Below are 18,734 nucleotides of genomic sequence, written 5' to 3' on the forward strand. Positions count from 1 at the left end.
CAAGGATGATGAATCCTGGGGTACTCCAACAACCGCTGACCCCATTGACATCGCACGGGCTGTCCCGCCTTCGCGGGTCAACGGCATACCCAGGCTTCCCCCTGCCACCTGCGCAGTTTCAGCTATGCATGCTAGCCCGCTGAATAACGCTGCTGTCATTAATACCATACCGATCTTTTTAATCTTCATGTATTTATCCTCCGAATTTATTTTCATAATTTCCTCCTCAGTGTATAACCACGAATTTGCGTTTAGAATGTTTCTGCGTCGTCCCGCCGTCGTAGTTCATATTCAAAAGATAGAAATACACTCCCGGCGCCATTTTATCAACATCGATACTTGAGCTCTGTGCACCAGACGATTTTCTTTCTTCTAACGCATCTATAAGCTCACCGATCTCGTTATATATACGGATATTCGCGAGGCCTGAGTCCGTCATGTAGTACGCAATAAATGCCGTACTGCCTGTCGCGGGTGAGGGGAAGATATACGGGTCAAAGTAGGTGCCAATAACTGATGTAAGGAAGTACGTATATTTGTCTGCCTGCACGATTGGTGATGATCCTACCGGGTTGGTCATTACTATATCAACAACCCCTGCTGTATGCGCTGGCGATACCGCCGTGAGCTGCGTATCCGAATCTACGACATAACTCGTGGCGTTCACCGTATCAAACTTTACACCGGCCACACCGATGATGTTATTAAACCCGGACCCTGTAATAACAACTGTTGTTCCGCCTGTAGCTGGGCCAAATATTGGGCTAATACCAGTGATTGCAGGTATACTAGCGTATATAAAGCGATCTACCAGCACGATTGGAGACGTGCCTGCCATACTCTTTGTTACGACGTCAACGACTCCCGCTGCATGCGCTGGTGTAATCGCCGTAAGCTGCGTATCAGAATTCACGACATAACTCACAGCGTTCACCGTACCGAACTTAACGCCGTCTACTCCGGTGATACCGGTAAAACCGGTCCCGGCGATAACAACCGTTGTTCCTCCGGTAATAATACCGATTTTGGGAGTTAGCCCTGTGATTGCCGGTATATCAGCATATGTATAGGCATCTGCTACTCCGGTTGGAGATGTTCCTACCAAGTTCGTTATCACGATATCTACTGTTCCTGCCGCGTGCGCTGGAACTATTGCTGAAATTTGTGTATCTGAATCCACTATATAACTTACTGCATTCACTCCGCCAAACGTGACGCTAGTTGCTCCAGTTATTCCAGTGAAGCCGGAACCTGTAATGGCAACAGTGATGACCCCCGCAAGCGGGCCAAAGTTTGGATTAACACTAGTAATCGCAGGGATAATAGCATACGTATAGCGATCTGCCAGCACGGTTGGAGATGTGCCTGACGGGTTCGTCACCACGATGTTTACTGTTCCCACAACATGCACCGGCGTTATTGCCGTAATTTGCGTATTCGAATCCACTACATAACTCGTAGCATTCACTGTGCCGAACATGACGCCAGATGAAACGGTGATACCGGTAAACCCGGTGCCAGTAATGACAACCGTTGTTCCCCCGGTAGCAAGGCCAATATTTGGAGTGATGCCACTGATCGCAGGTACATTGGCATACGTATAGCGATCTGCCAGTACGGCCAGAGATGTACCCACCGGGCTTGTCGCTATGATATCCACAGTCCCTGCCGCCTGAGCCGGCGCTATCGCCACGATTTGTGTATCCGCATTTACAGTATAACTCGCAGCGTTCACTGCGCCGAACTTAACGCTTGCCGCACCAGTAGTGCCGGTAAACCCGGTACCGGTAATGACAACCGTGATGACCCCGGAAAGCGGGCCAAAATTTGGACTAACGTTAGTGATCGTCGGTATATTAGCATACCTGTAATTGACTCCCAGCACGATCGGAGATGTACCCGCTATGCTCGTCGCCACAACGTCCACTACTTCCGCCGCATGTGCCGGTGCGACCGCCGTAATCTGCGTATCCGAATCTACGACATAACTCGTGGCGTTCACTGTGTCGAACTTAACGCTTGTCACTCCGGTGATGCCGGTAAACCCGGTACCGGTAATAACAACCGTTGTTCCTCCTGTAGAAATGCCTATATTTGGACTGATGCTGGTAATCGCAGGTACATTAGCATACGTATACCGGCCTGCCAGCACGATCGGAGATGGGCCGCCGAGCGGGTTCGTCGCTACGATGTCAACAACACCCACTGCATGCGCCGGCGGGATCGCCGTGATCTGCGTAGAAGAATTTACTGTATAACTCGCTGCGTTCACCCCGCCAAACATGACGCCGGATGATACGGTGATACCGGTAAAATTGGCACCGGTAATAACAACCGTGATGACCCCGGAAAGCGGGCCAAAATTTGGGCTAACGCTGGTGATCATAGGGGCATTAGAGTTAGCATACGAGTAGCGATCTGCCAACACGATCGGAGATGCGCCCACCGGGCTCGTTGCCACGATGTCCACTGTCCCCGCCGCCTGCGCTGGCGCTATCGCCGTGATTTGCGTAGAATAATTTACTATATAACTTGCAGCGTTCACTGCGCCGAATTTTACTCCTGTCACTCCAGTGATACCGATGAACCCGGTACCCGTGATAACAACTGTTGTACCTCCTGCAAGAGGGCCAATATTTGGATTAACGCTTGTGATCGCAGGTAAAGCAAAATACGTATAGGTATCTACCGCCACAACCAAAGATGCACCCGCTGTGCTTACCACCACGATATCGACGACTCCAACCGCATGTGCCGGCGTGATTGCCGTGATCCGCGTTGAAGAGTTTACGACATAACTCGCAGCGTTCACCCCGTTGAACCTTACGCCGGATGAAACAAAGATACCATTAAAGTTGGTACCAGTAATAACAACCGTGGTTCCCCCAGTAAGAGCGCCAAAATTTGGATTGGCATTAGTGACTGTAGGTAGAGGATAATATGTATAACGATCTGCCAGTACAATAGGAGTTGCACTCGCAGTACTCGTTACCACGATATCGACGACCCCTATCGCATGTGCCGGCGCGATTGCCGTTATTTGCGTAGAAGAATTTACGGTATAAGTCGAAGCGTTCACCCCGCTGAACATGACGCCGGATGAAGAGAAGATACCGAAGAACCCTGTACCGGTGATAACAACCGTGGTTCCTCCGGTGAGGGGGCCAAAGTTTGGATTAACACTAGTTATTGCAGGTATGTTGATATAAGTGTAGGTATCTACTGCCACAACCAAAGATGCACCCGCTGTGCTGGTCACCACGATATCTACTACTCCTTCAATATGTACTGGTGATATTGCAACGATCTCCGTTGAAGCATTACAGTAAAAGTCGAAGCGTAAACTCCGCCGAACTTAACACCTGACGAAATGAGGATCCCGGTAAAATTGGTACCGGTAATAACAACCGTAGTTCCTCCAGTGAGAGGACCGGTTTTTGGATTAACGTTGGTAACCACCGGCTTAATTATAGGTGACACCGCGGAAATTTTCATTACGAAACCATCATATGATCCCTTATTTTCCGGATAAAGCGATAAGGTCGTAGGGAAACTATGTGTAGAAGTGGGGAAATCAGTGGAATTGGTCCATCCCGCCACATAAATATTATGACTGGCATCCAAGCCAATCCCCATCCCTTTCTGCTCTGTCACGCCTCCCATATATGTGTTAAACAAACGGGTAGCCCCAGTCGGGCCTATTACAGTCACAAACACTTTTGCCGTCGCACCTAACACGCTGTCGAAAGGTGTTTGAATAGATGCAGGACGTATTAATGTATCATCGACTACGAAATCCAACGAAGTTGTTCTCCCGGTCACATAAGCGTTGCCTACTGTATCAACCGTGATGGCAGTAGCTCTATCGTCAGTATCACCACCTAAATAAGTGAAATACTTCGCATCGCCAGCGCCTGTAAGATCCATTTTCATCTTAAATATATACGCATCCGGCGCGGTATCTATAGTTGTTTGACCAATCCTGTCAGTACCTGGACTTGTTTTAGGCATATCAGCTGACATCGTCCATCCTGTTACATAAACATTGTCATTACTATCCAACGCGATACCAGTAGCATCGGTCGGTGGCGTTGATCCGCCTAAGTATGTTTTATAAACAAAATCTGCGCCCGTTGGATCCAATTTTGCTATGAACCCATCAGGGTTACTGTTTTGGGTTTGCTTAAAAACACCGGCATACTTCACGCCTGGTGCAACAAAGGTATCTCCGCATTGGCCGCAAACATATGCATTACCCAGACTATCAATGGCAATTGCGTTTGCCTGATCTATTCCCGTACCACCTAAATATGTAGAATACTTAAGAATACCGGCTGCATCGAATTTCGACACAAATGCATCGCCCGCTCCACCGGCTGTAGACTGTGCACAACCTAGCGTATATGTAAATACTGCACCTCCGTTGAACGTATAAGGAAAACTATCGGCAGCCATAGAAAGAGTGCCGCCCGTTACATATGCGTTACCTGCCGCATCCACGGCGATCCCATTACCACTATCATCCTGGGGGCCGCCGAACGCGTGCGCGTAAACAAGAGACTTACCGTCATTACCAAAGGCTGCTATAAAAGCGTCTGTGTCTGTTCCAACTCCAATATCAGTACCAAGCGCCGTTGAAGCCGGTAGTGTTCCTGAGGCAATTGATCCTGTGATATAAACTTTTGGACCGTTACCACTAGCATTCGTCCCGTCCACGCCTATACCAAGCCCTTTTTCACTACCTGTACCGCCATAATAGGTGGCCCACACGATAGCTCCGAGCGAATTGATTTTTATAACAAATGCATCAAAGGCGCCGGTGCCATTACTAGATTGATACATCCCAGCTAAGCTGGTACCTGGAAACTTATCTACGACATCAACTGTTTGTCCTGTCATATAAACATTACCTGCGGCGTCTACCACTAGGGCATTAACCCGGTCTTCAACACTTACTCCCAAATAGGTTGAATATGTTAATGTAGGATCTATTACCAGTTCTTTACTTTTATCATAAGACCCTACCTTAAAACGCACCTGTTTATTACTGGCCAACACAAATCGGCCATCCACTATTGTTTTTTCGTTCCCTGTTTTCTGGTAAAGTATCGGAGCATTAAAAGTCAACTTGCCTTCTGTTAAACTCAGGATGAGATTGCCCTGTTTATCCAGTTCGAGCCTTTTGGCTCCCTCAAAATTCATGCGGATAAGCCCAGGGTTTGCCTTTGGCGCGACGACAAAATCGTATTCCAGCTGTCCCTGATTTCCATAATAGACCACATCGATTCCCGGATAGGCCTGCTTATATGCCACTTTGGAATACTGTTCTACGTCGGTATGCCATTTCTGCTGGTCACTACCAGTCAAATAATTACTTTTCCCTGGCAAAAGGCCTATACCTTTTACCACAGACTTGGTATTAGCGCCCTTGAGTTTCATACGAACCACATCAACTTTTTTGGTTCCAGAAGTTGATGTTGGCTGTATGGACAACACAGTTTCTGAATTAGTCAGGAACAGTGTGTATCCTTTACCCCGGGCGATAAACTTTACTTCCTCTGCGGTTTGACCGCGGTTAGTTTCAAAACTCAACGGGAGGTTGGCATAATCCGACTTCGCTGCCGCAAAACTTATACCTGCGGATGTTAACATCATACTTACTACGAGAACTATACATCTGAACCATGAAATAGATTTCATATCTATTATCTCCTTTTCAATCATTAATGTTTTCACATTTTTCCCTTTCATATTTTCCTTTTTCATATTTTCAATTAAAATAATAAGTTTAACGCGAGTGTAATCATATACCCGCTGTCTTCATATTCTTTATCAATTGCAGCTGCGTCTTTTGAACTGAATTTCTCAACCCATAGACTACGGAAACTGCTGTCTAATGACAGTGTATCAGTTAATAAAACCTCTAACCCAGCACCAATATGCACGCCAAACCTGTTAGTGGTATAGCTCAGATTAAACGGGCCTTCTACCTGGGTATAATACAATCCCGCACCAGCCAGTAAGTACGGGCTTATTGATGTACCCGTATTAATGTAGGTCATGACTGATGCTTGTATAGGGACAACATTAACTTTGGTAAACAGCGCAAAATCATTACTCCGGTAATCAATTGAACCTTCCAGCTTTAGAATCTGGGTCAATGATAACCGAACTTGCGCACCGCCATATAACGCACCGGAATCCGCATCTTTGGGCTGCGTAAAAGTTATACGCGGGCCAATAGATAATATCTTGTCGGGAGTACCGGGGCTCTTCCCGAACGAAACTTCATTCAAACCAAATAGTATTGCCAACATCACAATACTTTTAAGCAAAACCTTTACCATACTCTTCTCCTTTTTCATATATTTTTTAGTTTACTTTCTCCTCTTTCTTCGTCACCATTCTTTTTCATCTTGGATACAATAATACCTTGATTCAAGCAATATGAGAATTGGCTGGTTCTCCTTTTTACTGACTTTTATCTACCTACTCCTGGGAAAACCTGTGAACACCAATGTAAGCTTATGCGCGTTCCCTAACGGGCCAAACGGTAAATATGCGTAGTCAAGTCGGTAATGTCCGTATCTCACCCCGATCCCGGTGGTGAACCAGTTAGTATCATAGTTATATCTCAACCCCGTACGGAAAAATAGTATATTTTTATACGCATACTCCACTCCGGCGAGAAATCTGGTATTATTATCTACCGGCTGACTGATATCTATAGCACAGATCAACTTGTGTATCGGATTAAAGATAACTGTTTGTGCAAGCCCTAACCTGATATTAAGCGGTAAATTATCAGAATAATTTTCATATTTCAGTCCCGGCCCAATATTTTGTACTGCAAACCCTATATTAAGAAATTTCAGCGGTGTATAAAGCACGCCAATATCAATCGCTGCAGTTGCAATAGTGCTGGAGTCAATACTTCGCGTAATAATTTTTGCGTTTATCCCATACGCCAACCCGTACAACCATTTTGTATCATTGTCACGGTACAAACTCTGTGCATAACCCAATAACACATTAAAATCCCACGCATTAAACGTACCATCCTGAACGGGTATACCTGCAGCATCTATCAGCGAAGTTTTTGCCATCTCGCCATACGAAAAGTATCCCAACCCTATACCCAGGCAATTATTTTTAGCTAGCGGCATACCATAATCCAATAGTCCAAAACTTGAATTTTCAAACCACGCACTGTACGTTGTCTGAATTTCTTTACGTTTAACACCTGTTAATCCTGCAGGGTTGAAATATAAGGAATTAACATCATCTGCTACGGCAATAAATGCAGATGCCATTCCATCGGAACGCGCTGAAGACAATATTTTTAAAAAGTTCGCACTTGTAGTCCCCGCGTTGTCGTTGATTGCGCTATTAAGATTTACAGCGCTTGACACCAGTATTAATAAAAAAATAACAAAATGTTTATACATATTTACCTCTTCTTCACCGCCACGCGGGTAGTCTTAACTTGTTTATCTATAGTAAGCATTATTATGTACACGCCAGAACCAACCTTTTTATTACTTCCAACTATTTGCCCGTCAGTCCCGTCAAACTCACCGTTACCGCCATTCCAGTTAATCCTATGCCGTCCTGCCATGCGGTATCCATTAATTAATACACCTATTTTTTCACCGGCGATATTATAAATTTCCATCACAACATTTCCGGATTCTGTAAGGTCAAACACAATAGCCATTGAGTTGCCATTCATTGGGTTAAACGGATTTGGCACACCGGGATATAATTTGGGTTCTTGTATTTTGATATATTCAAATATGATGTTATAATACGACGCGGAAATAAACTTATCCAGCTTCCCGTCATTGTTTGTATCAAACACCAACTCTTTATCTCCGTCACCGTCAACGTCAATTTGTTTAATAATTGTCACAATATCATTATCCGGATCATAGTATTTGTCTGGTATACCATCGCTAGTAATATCTACGAAATGATCAATCTTATTATCATTATCCGCATCAAGTTGTATTAACGATTTACATATCCCGGACGGATCGCGGTATATATCGTATCCACCAACATTACTGCTATCACCATTACCAACATACTCAAGCACACCATCGTTGTTGAGGTCCGAGTATTTAAAGTTGATACCGAGAACAAAAAATTTCCAGCCGGTCTGCGTGCTGGTAACACTTGCGCTATAACAGTCATACGCCATCACTTTCCAATAATACGTTGTAACATTATCTAAATCCTTTAACACTGTAAATGTTGTATCCGTCGTATCAATTTGAGTATAACTCCCAAATCCCACTGCCGTGCTATAGGTTAATGAATATGTAATTTCATCTCTAAAACTTCCGTCATCACTCCCTGCATAAGATGACTGCCATGTAAATACCGGCTTTACCAAACTCGCGGTACCATTATCCAAAGGTAATCTCAAACTAAATGCTGTAGGCCACATGTCGTACACCACAAATGAACGTTTATTAGATAATTCCGACCAGTTCAGCCGTTCATCACTAATTTTTATCCAAAAATAATACGTTGTCCCAACAACCAGGCCGCTGATCGTCGTTGATGATACCGTACCCTCTGCAGCAGAAAACTCTGCTGACTTCGAGTATGGCGCAGTATCAAAATTGTCTAATAGGCTGTCAGTATATTTTAGTACCCACTGCCCGCGTAATATAGCGCCAACTGTACCGTCTTCCCCTGGGGATGTCCATGTAACTTTAACCTCCCCGTTTTTTGATGTTGTTTCCGTAAACAAACCGGTAACTCCCGCTGGCGGTACAGTGTCTGATGATACCGGAGTGAACGTAATATTAAAACTATCACCCCAGCTCGCTGCTATTAGATGCGGGGTTGAAACAATACAGCAGGCAGCCATGAGTAACATGGTACCTGCTACAAGTTTCAAAATACTCCGCATCTTCATAATTTCTTCCTTAACCTTATTTCAGCGTTACAAACACTTTGGTATACAACTCAATCGGTAACACATCTTTTGCACTAACTTCGCCTTTAACCAAAAACACAAACTTTTTTCCTTTATACTCCGTCCTATCCGGTATATTGATAAATATTTTTATGTCCACAATCTGGTTGCTGTTAACCTTCACCTTTTGTGGTTTTAATTCTAACCACGCAAGATCCGGCGCGGGTTCATACCCCGGCGGCAATCCGCCCATCTGAACGTTATACGGTACGGGCTCTACCTTAACAACAACCTTCGCATCAGTACGGTTCGTAAGTTTCAACCCTACGTTCTTCTCTTTCCTGAGATCCACTTTTTTTCCAGCCGGAACATTGAGAACATATACGCTACTGGGTGTCATATCGATATCCAAAGTTAACAACCCTCGTATTTGTTTTTCCTTCTTCAACGTCTCCGGCCCTTGACCTGTTGAGAACCTCAACCGGCTCCTGACTCCAACACCCAACATCCCGGTCCTTAGAGTATGAGACCAAATAGCCACCTGGAAATGCCTTCCAACATACACAGTATCATTGGGTACCGTCACAACAATATCACTGGAAACATTTTCATTCACCCCGATTTTTGTGCGGTTAGGAATTATCTGTACCCAGTTCGGATCAGGTATTGGTTCGTAACCTTCAATACACGCTTCTTTTGCAGGGATCTCCATCTCGGTCAATACATCAATCCCTACGGTACTACAATTAATTATTGTATATGGCAACCTCCGTAGCTCGCGGAGATTGTAACTCCGCCCGAGTTCAAGATTCTCGAGTATAGCGTCGCTGAACCGCGTACGCAACCCGAGCTCCGCACTCGCAGGAGTGCTACATAACAAAAGTATTAAGAGTAGTACCCCCACAATTAGTCCGCAGCTTCCGCAGTAATCGTTATCGTTACCGTTTGCGTGGCAATAATTGACGCTGTTGGCGGAGTGATCAGCTTCAACCATAAATGGCGTAATGCGTTTAACGACATACTGTCCAGATCCTCATCGCCTTCATATTTCCCCGGTGCGCCATCCGCTACTTGCTGCGCGCTGGTTACTAGCAAGTTTCTTGATGTACTCGACGCGAAATCGCCGGTTGCCGGCGCTGCTGCGTTAAACAACGCAAATACTGCAAGTTCGTTCTGCGCACTTGCACTGCCGTCGGCTGATAATGCCCATCCGCCAGCAATTGAACCGTTCATCGTATACTCTATCGGCGCTAATGTGCCGGTAGAAATTACGGGAATCGGCGACGTTGTTGAGTTTGTTGTACCAAGTACAAGGTCACCCATCGCAACCGTTGTTGTGTCAATAATTACACCGCGATCGCCGGTCGGGGTTAACGTCACTGTAAACGAATCACCCCAATTTGCTGCTGTTACAATCCCTAGTGCGGTAAATAATATCGCCGCTGATAATACTAAACCTAAAATACGTTTCATTGTCTTTGCCTCCTTATTTTGGCAATTGTCTTACTAGACTTTTCTCTCAACTATCCAATAAATACTCTTTTTATTATCTATCACCCCTTTCTTTAAAACATTATGATTCAAGGCATGTTTGCCGTTATATAAACCGTTATTTCCTGTTGCGTATCTACATTACTTATCGTCGGCATCAATATCTGTACCCACAAATTCCGTGTGTCGGCTACCGGCACAGAAACGCCGGTTTGGCCAATAGCAAACCTGGATGCCGTACATAATTGTTTACTATCCGTCAATTTATCTTCGTCACCGAAGTCGATGCTAGACGGCCGGGTTGCGTTCAACCCTGTATAAAGCACAAACCGGTCTGTCCCGGAAGTAGTTGCAATCTGCCATGGACTCCCTGCAGTCGTTGTTGCTGCACGCAGATCCCAGGTAGCAACCATATTGCCTGTATTCGTAACTATCGCAACAGTTGCCGTAATACTTGACATGTTTACCTGTAAAGTACCAAATGCGTAAGTATCAATGTCTATACTGACACCAAGGATTTGATCTTGTGCATAATTGGTTGCGCCGTTAGATATCGCTGACCAATTGTTTATATTTCCATCTCGAGTCCATATTCTTATATAGTAAGTCGTCATCGAGATTAAACCAGTCAACGTATAATTCTCCCACGTTCCCGTTACAAGGTCGGTTGATATGTATTGTTCATACTTATTTTCATAATCCGCCCACGTACCTGTCGTCCAATAATCCGCAGATTCTACTACATACGTAGCATATCTTATACGATACTGTCCGCCAGTAATATTATTTGAATTCCCCTCATACCCGGGTGCCGTCCAGTTAAGGATAATCGTCCTCGCACCAGTCCCGGTTAATGCTGTCAGGTTGGTAATCGCCGCAGGAATGGGTGAGGGCGCTGATATTTTTGTAAAAAATCCGTCATACGATCCTCCGGCATACACCGATTGGATTATACTGGGCATCGTGGTTGTGCTGGCTGTAGGAAAATCCGAGGAACTTGTGTATCCAGCTATATAAACATTTCTTGAACTATCTAATTCAATCCCGTTTCCCCATTGATCAGTGGTTCCGCCTAAATAGGTAGAAAACACTTTTGTGGCTCCGGTGGAGCTGATCTCCGTAACAAACGCTTTACCTCCAGTACTATCGCTAGTGATTTCATTCATCAATGGAAAATTAGTCGAAAGGGTATGCCCGGTTACATAAGCGTTGCCTATGGTATCAACTTTAATGGAGGTCGCCTTGTCCTCACCCGAACCGCCCAAATATGTGGCATAAACTCCGTCGAGAAGGCCTCCGCCGCCGTTCATGTTCATCTTAAACACATATGCATCCGGTGCACCGGCGTTGGATATTTGACCGACCGTGGCAAAAAAGTCGTTGCCATTAGGAAAAGAGCTAGAATTCGTATATCCAGTTATATAAACTTTAAGTGTATCGGGATCTGTACCTTCCAACGCTATACCGAATGCATCATCGTCAACGTCACCGCCTAACCATGTTGAATAAAGTAAATTAGCGCCTGAAGAACTGATTTTCGATACAAATGCATCGCTCGGCCCGGTACTCGTAGGTTTAAAAGCACCTGCAATTATAGGAAATGTACCTGGCTTCGCCTGGCCGGTTACATAGGCATTACCTATCCTGTCAATCGCAATTGCACGTCCAATATCTGCTGTTGAACCTCCTAAGAAAGTGGAATACGCAACAGCTCCTGCCGGTGAAAATTTTGACACAAACGCATCGCTCACAGGCGCTGATAAACTGACGGACTGATAGCAATTTACTGTTTGCGGAAAACCAGTGTCAACATCAGCAAAAGAGCCGGTACCCCCTGTTACATAAGCATTACCTGTAGTATCCACAGCTATTCCATAACCGTAATCTTCTTGCGCCCCTCCAAGATAAGTTGAGTAAACCAATGCTGTACCGTCGGCCTCAATTGCCAATACAAAAGCATCTGTTCCGCCTCTAAGCCCAGCTTGATATTGCGGGCCTACTTTTGGGAAGGTTGTTGAAGTTGTTTCTCCAGTGACATGAACAATCCCCGCACCATCAACAGTGATCGCATTCGCAATGTCAATCGCATCACCGCCTAAATATGTTGACCATAAAAGAGTTCCTGCCGCACTGATCTTGGTAACAAAAGCGTCTGTCCCGCCGTTGTTAGATGAATCGTAATGATCTGTCGTCCCCGGGAAACTACTTGCAATTGTTAAGCCTGTAAGATAAATATTTCCTGAACTATCCAACGCAATAGCGTTCACCCGGTCTTCATAATTTCCAGTACCACCCAAGTATGTGGAATACAGTAAAGTCGGGTCGATTACCAGTTCTTTACTCTTGTCATAAGGCCCTACCTTAAAACTAACCTGATTATTTCTGGCTAACACAAACTGTCCCTCTACTGTTGTTTTTGTATTCCCTATTTTCTGATAAAGTATCGGCGCGCTGAATGCCAACTGTCCAGTGGTTAAACTCAAAACTAGATTTCCATGGTTGTCCAGTTCTATATTTTTCGCTCCCTCAAAATTCATACGGATAAGCTTCGGGTTTGCACCAGGTGCAACTACAAAATCGTATTCCAGCTGTCCTTGATTCCCATAATAGACTATGTCGATCCCGGGATATGCTTGGTTAACCTTAACTTTAGAATACTGTTTTACGTTGGCATGCCATTGTCTTGAGTCGTTACCGGTCAAGTAATTACTTTTACCTGACAACATATCCAGTCCTTGGACCACAGGGTTGGGATTTGCGTTTTTAAGTTTCATGCGGACCACATCAAGTTGGCGGGATAACACGGCTTCTGAATTAGTCAGAAACAGTGTGTATCCTTTACCCCGGGCAATAAACTTTACTTCCTCTGCGGTTTGACCGCGGTTAGCTTCAAAACTCAACGGGAGGTTGGCGTAGGTGCTCTCTGCAGACGTAGGGATAAGTCCCGCAAATGCGGGACTTATCACCAAACTCGTCAATAAAATCAAACTATAAACTATTTTCACAAATTACGATATCATTTAGCAATTGCTAATGTTCCTATAGTTTCACCACTCACAACCAACTCTACTCTCCGGTTTTTTTCCCGGCCTAGAGATGTAGTATTTGATTCAATAGGTAGAGTTTTTCCATACCCCCGTGACACAATGGAATTGACCGACACACCCTGGCTCACAAGATAATCCCGTGCTGCCTGCGCTCGTTTTTCTGATAACTGCTGATTAAACTCATCGCTTCCAACGCTATCGGTATGCCCTTCAACGCTCAATTTTAAATCTGGCCGCGATGATATAATCCCCGCTATTTTTGCCAGTTTCTCGCGTACCAACGGCATTAACTCTGAACTTCCTGTTTGGAAAAGAGCATCGGACATATTAACGATAAGGCCCCGGGCTGTATCCCGCGTTTGCAGAATTGAATTTAACTGTTGCAGGAGTTGCGCGCGTAGGATAGTTTTTTCACCTTCAGCCTTTTGTGCTCTACTATTAGCAACATCCGCTTGTCCTTTAGATTTCTCAGCTACTGTCCGAGCCGCTTTCGCATCTGCCTGGGAGCTATTTGAGGATGCTACAGCATTGGTGGCTAATGTAAGAGCTGTGAGACGTTCATTGTCCGACTGTATTTTTGCCTGCTCTGCTTTAGATTGAGCATCTTCCGCTTTCAACTTTTCTGCAGTTGCATCGGCTGCTCTGATATTGGCACTGTTAACCTGAGCTTGTTGCTGCTGTTTTTCAAAAACACTTTCTTCCTCCGCCTGGCGTTTTATGGCAATAGAACGGCTATCCTCTGCGCTTTGAACAGCTTCACGTGCTGTCATAGCCTGGCCTTTTATCCCGCCTTCTTTTGTTTCAGCTAAAGCCAGAAGCCGTTCTGCTTTTTTGAAGCTCTCAGCTGCATAAGTTTCTGCCCCCGCAGCTTTAGCAATCCGCACGGCGTTCTGTGCTTGATAGACATTAAAAGGAATCTTCCTATTCATAACATTCGGCTGAAATTCCGTAGCGACGACATTTTTTACGTATTGCCCTTTAGGAAGCAATTCATATTTTGCGTCAATTACTTCAATCTTAGCTACATTATCGGCCTTGATTACATTTTCTAAAATCACAACATCGCTCGGTTGTGAAACAGCAAAGTAAGGTTCAGCCGTAACAATAAGGCTCAATGCCTGTAAAGACGTTTTTGCGTTAAGTTGACTTCTACCATTCTTAACAATCAACTCCCCAATATTGGTTGCCCGCCCATCCGGAGATATTGCCCACAAAATGTAGGTTATATACTCCGAGCCGAACTGAGTGGGTGCTATCAATTTCTCAAATTTTGCTTTAATCTCAAGTACACCGTTGTTATTCCTAACAGCAGCAACGCCTTTGGTATCAGAAAGGATTGCAATACCCTTAAAATCAATTTCAACAGGCCCTTTCAAATTCCGGTAATTAATCGCTTTCGCTGCACTTTGCACGAATGCTATCCTGAAAGACGGTTTTGCATTTACCGCCGCTGAGTATACCTGAGTCTGCATCATCAATGATGCGGTAACAATTAACAATACGTTTAAACATTTTTTCATAATTTTTCTAATCTATATCCTCTCCATATTTTTTAACTAAACTTTTGCCTGCAACTCTATTTCTTTACGGCTGCCTTAATTTCTTCGTATTTTTCCTTTCCTTCTTCTATTAGTTCGCCGGTTCTTTCGCTGATACTATCGAAAAAATCCTTTCCTTTTTTTCTTGTAGCTTCTCCCGACTGCGGTGCAAAGAGTAATCCTAAACATGCACCTATTGCCCCGCCCAAAAGAAATACCAAAATCGTTTCCCCATTGTTTCTTTCACTCATTTTCTTCTTCCTCCTGTTTCAATTTTTTAGAAAAAGTTGGTTCGTGATTAAAGAACTCTATCTTTATCACGGCTTTTTCTCTTGGATACAATAATAATTGAAACCACAAAGAATAGTAATTGGCTGGCTCTGCTTTTGTCTGACTTTTATCTGCTTATTAAGTGTTGATAAGAAATGTTAGTACGTTTTGATTTTTTCAAGAAGGAAATTAATGACAAACGGTTTTTTTATGATAGAGGAAACAAAACCTGACATATTATCGTCTTCTATCTGTTTTTCTATAAAGGGTTTTCCACTGACAACAATAACTCTGGTATTGATATCCTTCTCCTTCATAAATCTCAGGACATCGCCTCCGCTTAAACCCGGCATTTTGTAATCCAATATTATTAAATCGTATACGTTATTACTGATCTTGGACATACCCTCAGTTCCGTTAAATGCCGTATTTACGGAATATCCTTCATCTACCAAAATATCCGTCAACTCTTCGCAGAGTTCATTGTCATCATCAATTATCAATATGTTTTTTATCATTATTTTGATCTTTCCAAAGGCAATCGTATAGTAAACGTTGTACCCTTATCTTTTTGGCTCTTAATATCCATCCGCCCATTATGCTGGTTAATTATTTGCATACAAACGGAAAGGCCTAAACCTGTCCCCTTAGCTTTTGTCGTAAAAAACGGATCAAATACTCTGTGCAAATCAGCATCTTCAATTCCCGAGCCATTATCTATAATATCTATTTTCAGGAACTTACCCTCCAAACCGGCAACTATTTCTATGGTTCCCTTTTTTGAGGATACCGCATCACAGGCATTGTTTAAAAGATTGATCAATACTTCTTTTACCTGAAATGGATCTGCTTCTACTGAAATGTTTCTGATAGAGTCAAGGACTTTATAAACTTCAATTTTTTTATTCTGAACCTGTTTCTTCATACTTATAGCACATTCATTAATAATTTTATAAATGTTTAACTTTTCATATTGCGGTTCTTTTATCCGCGAATAAAACAACAGGTTATTAATGATCCGATCGCTTTCCAGAATCTTTTTTTCTATATTTTCTAAATGTTTGTCCAGAAGAGGATTTTGCGCTTTTCTCCTGATATTATAGGTTGCCATTTGGATAGCCGCAAGGGGATTGCGCAGTTCGTGTGCCACTGTTGCCGCCAGTGTTCCTACAGCAGAAAGGCGTTCTCTTGAAAGCAATTCTTTCTGTGCGTTTAATATTTGAATTTCAGTCTGTTTGCGATGCTGTATTTCCTGAGATAATTGAATGTTTGTTTTCTGTAGTTCCATGGTACGCTGTCTTACTTTATTTTCAAGATTTTTATATACTACTTCCAACTTTTTTTCAATTTTTTTTCTGTCTGTTATATTCCGGATATTACACTGTATTACTTTATTATGCCCAACCGAATATATGTTACTAACAAACTCAACGTCCACCACTTTTCCGTTTTTTGTTTTAAGCGGTAGGTGTTCATAACGTATATATGATTTATTCTGTAGTTCTGAAAACGCACGCCGGGAAGCATCAATATCCTGAATAAGCCCGATCTCCCAAAGCCTTTTCCCTAAAAACTCTTTTCTCGAATACCCCAGCATGTCTATCAGGAAAGGATTGACTTCTGTTATCCGTCCAGTATTTGCATGGAGAATTAAAATCCCATCCTGCGCTGTTTCAAAAAGACGGCGAAAACGTAATTCAGAATTCCGCATAGTTTCATAAAAATGCATGCGTTCCGTAATGTTTTCCCCATAAATCCGCATAACCTGCTGAGAGTTCACAAAATATATGTTTTGTTTATAAAACAGATCCTTTATTTTTATATATCTGTAAATACTCTCATCCTTATTCTTTTTGAACCCTTTACGCTGTTTTAAACCCTTAAACCACGGATGATTAGCACCTTTTTCTTCTATATCCGGAAACAATTGTTTTATTGCAGGGTTAAGGTATAATACTTGATTGCACTTATAATTAATCTCAATGATAGGATTGGGATTCAACTCCGGGAACGTGGACATATGAACAAGATTTGATACTACTCTACTTTTTAGTTTTCTTGCCATGTTTAACTTTCTTCTTTTTCATTATTTTCAATTTTTTCCGGAAGTCCGTAGGCGTACTCCCATTCATTTTTTTAAACATGCGCATAAACGATTCCGGATTTTGAAACCCGAGTTTATCCGATATCTGATTTATGTTATAACATGTTTTCTTCAATAATTTTTGGGCAATATTAAACTTAACTTTTGTTTTATATTCATTAAAATTCATACCCTTAATTTTCCCAAATGCACGGCTAATATATTTAGGGCTAAGGAATACTGCCTCCGAGACATCCTGAAGCGATATTTTTTTAAACGCATTTCTTTGTATATATTGACAGACACGCTCCATTTTACCGGCTGTATCCATACTGTCAATATCCGGAAGGCTAAGCGTTTTTTCCAATGCAGCGGCAATGATTTTTTGTACTTTTTCAGGATCTACCGGCTTTTCAAGGTAATCATCTGCTTTACCCCGTAATGCTTCTACCGCTTTATCTTTTGAACTGTATCCGGTAATAATAATAACGCCAACCCCCGGTTCTAACTGCTTTATTTCCTTTAACACTTCAATGCCATTCAACCCGGGCATCATGACATCTAAAATTACAAGATCTATTTCATTTGGTTTTTTTAATATACTTATAGCTTCTTTTCCAGACGATGCTTCTATAACATTATATCCCTCCAGAAAATACTTAAACTCTTCCCTGAATTCTACATCATCGTCTACTAACAATATTGTATTTGGCATAGTTTTAGTTCTGCTTCTTTCAAGGTAGATTATACCTTTCTTTCCATTAACATTTTAATATCTTTTTTAGTTTAATTTTGCCACATTCCACCACCCGAAGAATTACACTTCGTCTCATTTCACTATGATTTCAAACAGAACCCGCATATTAGCCTGTGCTTCCATAGAGTCAATATGCGCGGGTATCGGTTCAAATATTGCCGGCCGTGTTTCACCATACCCGATTGTTGCGATTCTATCCTGCGAAATACCGCCTACTTTCACAAGTATTTCTTTAATAGCGTTTGCTCTTCTTTCGCTCAATTTTTGGTTATACTCTTCGGCACCTGAAGCAGAGGCGTACCCAGCAATACGGATTTTAGCTACAGGATTGTCTTTCAGAACCTGGGTATTTTCTATCACTATCCTGGCACCGTCTTTTGTAAGAGTCGACGAATCGAATTCGAAATGAGTATCTTCAAGAACGATTAACTTTTCAAGGATGATAACATGAGGGTCAACCATTGACTCTGGCTGTTCCTCAACAGCTTGACCGGGACACCAGAATTTGTAGGTCAAACTGACTCTGTGGGATCCTCCCAGTTCGCCAAATGAAAGGTATGCGTAGTCAAACATTATGTTCTTCAGTATCCTAACACCCATCCCTGCTGTTATCCCGCTT

General features: G+C 43.1%; 15 protein-coding genes. All 15 read right to left on the reverse strand.

Going from position 1 to position 18,734, the window contains the following annotated elements; all coding sequences use genetic code 11:
• Positions 1–216: hypothetical protein (locus tag WC955_10125; GenBank protein MFA5859408.1), on the reverse strand; the 216-nt coding region annotated here is incomplete at its 3' end.
• A gap of 10 nt (positions 217–226) precedes the next feature.
• Positions 227–3,262: an IPT/TIG domain-containing protein gene (locus tag WC955_10130; GenBank protein ID MFA5859409.1), complete on the reverse strand. Its 3,036-nt coding sequence runs from the start codon at positions 3,260–3,262 to the stop codon at positions 227–229.
• Between the two features lie 8 nt (positions 3,263–3,270).
• Complete coding sequence (locus WC955_10135) at positions 3,271–5,700, reverse strand: SBBP repeat-containing protein (protein ID MFA5859410.1); 2,430 nt, start codon at positions 5,698–5,700, stop codon at positions 3,271–3,273.
• A gap of 74 nt (positions 5,701–5,774) precedes the next feature.
• Positions 5,775–6,347 carry an outer membrane beta-barrel protein gene (locus WC955_10140; protein ID MFA5859411.1) on the reverse strand — a complete coding sequence of 191 codons (573 nt, stop codon included), beginning with the start codon at positions 6,345–6,347 and terminating at the stop codon, positions 5,775–5,777.
• A gap of 138 nt (positions 6,348–6,485) precedes the next feature.
• A complete protein-coding gene (locus WC955_10145) occupies positions 6,486–7,448 on the reverse strand; it encodes a PorV/PorQ family protein (GenBank protein ID MFA5859412.1) in 963 nt (320 codons plus the stop codon).
• Between the two features lie 2 nt (positions 7,449–7,450).
• On the reverse strand, positions 7,451–8,923 hold the full coding sequence (locus WC955_10150; GenBank protein MFA5859413.1) for a hypothetical protein: 1,473 nt from the start codon (positions 8,921–8,923) through the stop codon (positions 7,451–7,453).
• Between the two features lie 22 nt (positions 8,924–8,945).
• Positions 8,946–9,923, reverse strand: a complete 978-nt coding sequence (locus WC955_10155) for a hypothetical protein (GenBank protein MFA5859414.1) — start codon at positions 9,921–9,923, stop codon at positions 8,946–8,948.
• Positions 9,836–10,402, reverse strand: a complete 567-nt coding sequence (locus WC955_10160) for a hypothetical protein (GenBank protein ID MFA5859415.1) — start codon at positions 10,400–10,402, stop codon at positions 9,836–9,838. Before WC955_10160 ends, WC955_10155 begins: the two co-directional genes overlap by 88 nt.
• A 107-nt stretch (positions 10,403–10,509) precedes the next feature.
• Positions 10,510–13,425, reverse strand: coding sequence for an SBBP repeat-containing protein (locus WC955_10165; GenBank protein ID MFA5859416.1), 2,916 nt, complete (start codon positions 13,423–13,425; stop codon positions 10,510–10,512).
• An 11-nt stretch (positions 13,426–13,436) separates the two neighbouring features.
• Complete coding sequence (locus WC955_10170; GenBank protein MFA5859417.1) at positions 13,437–14,987, reverse strand: OmpA family protein; 1,551 nt, start codon at positions 14,985–14,987, stop codon at positions 13,437–13,439.
• 56 nt (positions 14,988–15,043) lie between these two features.
• Positions 15,044–15,256, reverse strand: a complete 213-nt coding sequence (locus WC955_10175) for a YtxH domain-containing protein (GenBank protein ID MFA5859418.1) — start codon at positions 15,254–15,256, stop codon at positions 15,044–15,046.
• A gap of 177 nt (positions 15,257–15,433) precedes the next feature.
• On the reverse strand, positions 15,434–15,793 hold the full coding sequence (locus tag WC955_10180) for a response regulator (GenBank protein ID MFA5859419.1): 360 nt from the start codon (positions 15,791–15,793) through the stop codon (positions 15,434–15,436).
• Positions 15,793–17,340: an ATP-binding protein gene (locus WC955_10185; GenBank protein MFA5859420.1), complete on the reverse strand. Its 1,548-nt coding sequence runs from the start codon at positions 17,338–17,340 to the stop codon at positions 15,793–15,795. Before WC955_10185 ends, WC955_10180 begins: the two co-directional genes overlap by 1 nt.
• Positions 17,318–18,073 (reverse strand): response regulator, encoded by a 756-nt coding sequence (locus tag WC955_10190; protein MFA5859421.1) that lies wholly within the window; start codon positions 18,071–18,073, stop codon positions 17,318–17,320. Before WC955_10190 ends, WC955_10185 begins: the two co-directional genes overlap by 23 nt.
• Positions 18,074–18,187: 114 nt before the next feature.
• Positions 18,188–18,734 (reverse strand): OmpA family protein (locus tag WC955_10195; protein ID MFA5859422.1); only part of this gene is annotated, 547 nt, incomplete at its 5' end.

This window comes from Elusimicrobiota bacterium (assembly GCA_041658405.1).
Lineage (GTDB): Bacteria > Elusimicrobiota > UBA5214 > JBBAAG01 > JBBAAG01 > JBBAAG01.

Excerpts from the sequence above, each read along its gene's own strand:
- WC955_10135 (MFA5859410.1), bottom strand. The coding sequence starts at position 5,700 with ATGAAATCTATTTCATGGTTCAGATGTATAGTTCTCGTAGTAAGTATG.
- WC955_10140 (MFA5859411.1), bottom strand. The coding sequence starts at position 6,347 with ATGGTAAAGGTTTTGCTTAAAAGTATTGTGATGTTGGCAATACTATTT.
- WC955_10145 (MFA5859412.1), bottom strand. The coding sequence starts at position 7,448 with ATGTATAAACATTTTGTTATTTTTTTATTAATACTGGTGTCAAGCGCT.
- WC955_10150 (MFA5859413.1), bottom strand. The coding sequence starts at position 8,923 with ATGCGGAGTATTTTGAAACTTGTAGCAGGTACCATGTTACTCATGGCT.
- WC955_10155 (MFA5859414.1), bottom strand. The coding sequence starts at position 9,923 with ATGGTTGAAGCTGATCACTCCGCCAACAGCGTCAATTATTGCCACGCA.
- WC955_10160 (MFA5859415.1), bottom strand. The coding sequence starts at position 10,402 with ATGAAACGTATTTTAGGTTTAGTATTATCAGCGGCGATATTATTTACC.
- WC955_10170 (MFA5859417.1), bottom strand. The coding sequence starts at position 14,987 with ATGAAAAAATGTTTAAACGTATTGTTAATTGTTACCGCATCATTGATG.
- WC955_10175 (MFA5859418.1), bottom strand. The coding sequence starts at position 15,256 with ATGAGTGAAAGAAACAATGGGGAAACGATTTTGGTATTTCTTTTGGGC.
- WC955_10180 (MFA5859419.1), bottom strand. The coding sequence starts at position 15,793 with ATGATAAAAAACATATTGATAATTGATGATGACAATGAACTCTGCGAA.
- WC955_10185 (MFA5859420.1), bottom strand. The coding sequence starts at position 17,340 with ATGGCAAGAAAACTAAAAAGTAGAGTAGTATCAAATCTTGTTCATATG.
- WC955_10190 (MFA5859421.1), bottom strand. The coding sequence starts at position 18,073 with ATGCCAAATACAATATTGTTAGTAGACGATGATGTAGAATTCAGGGAA.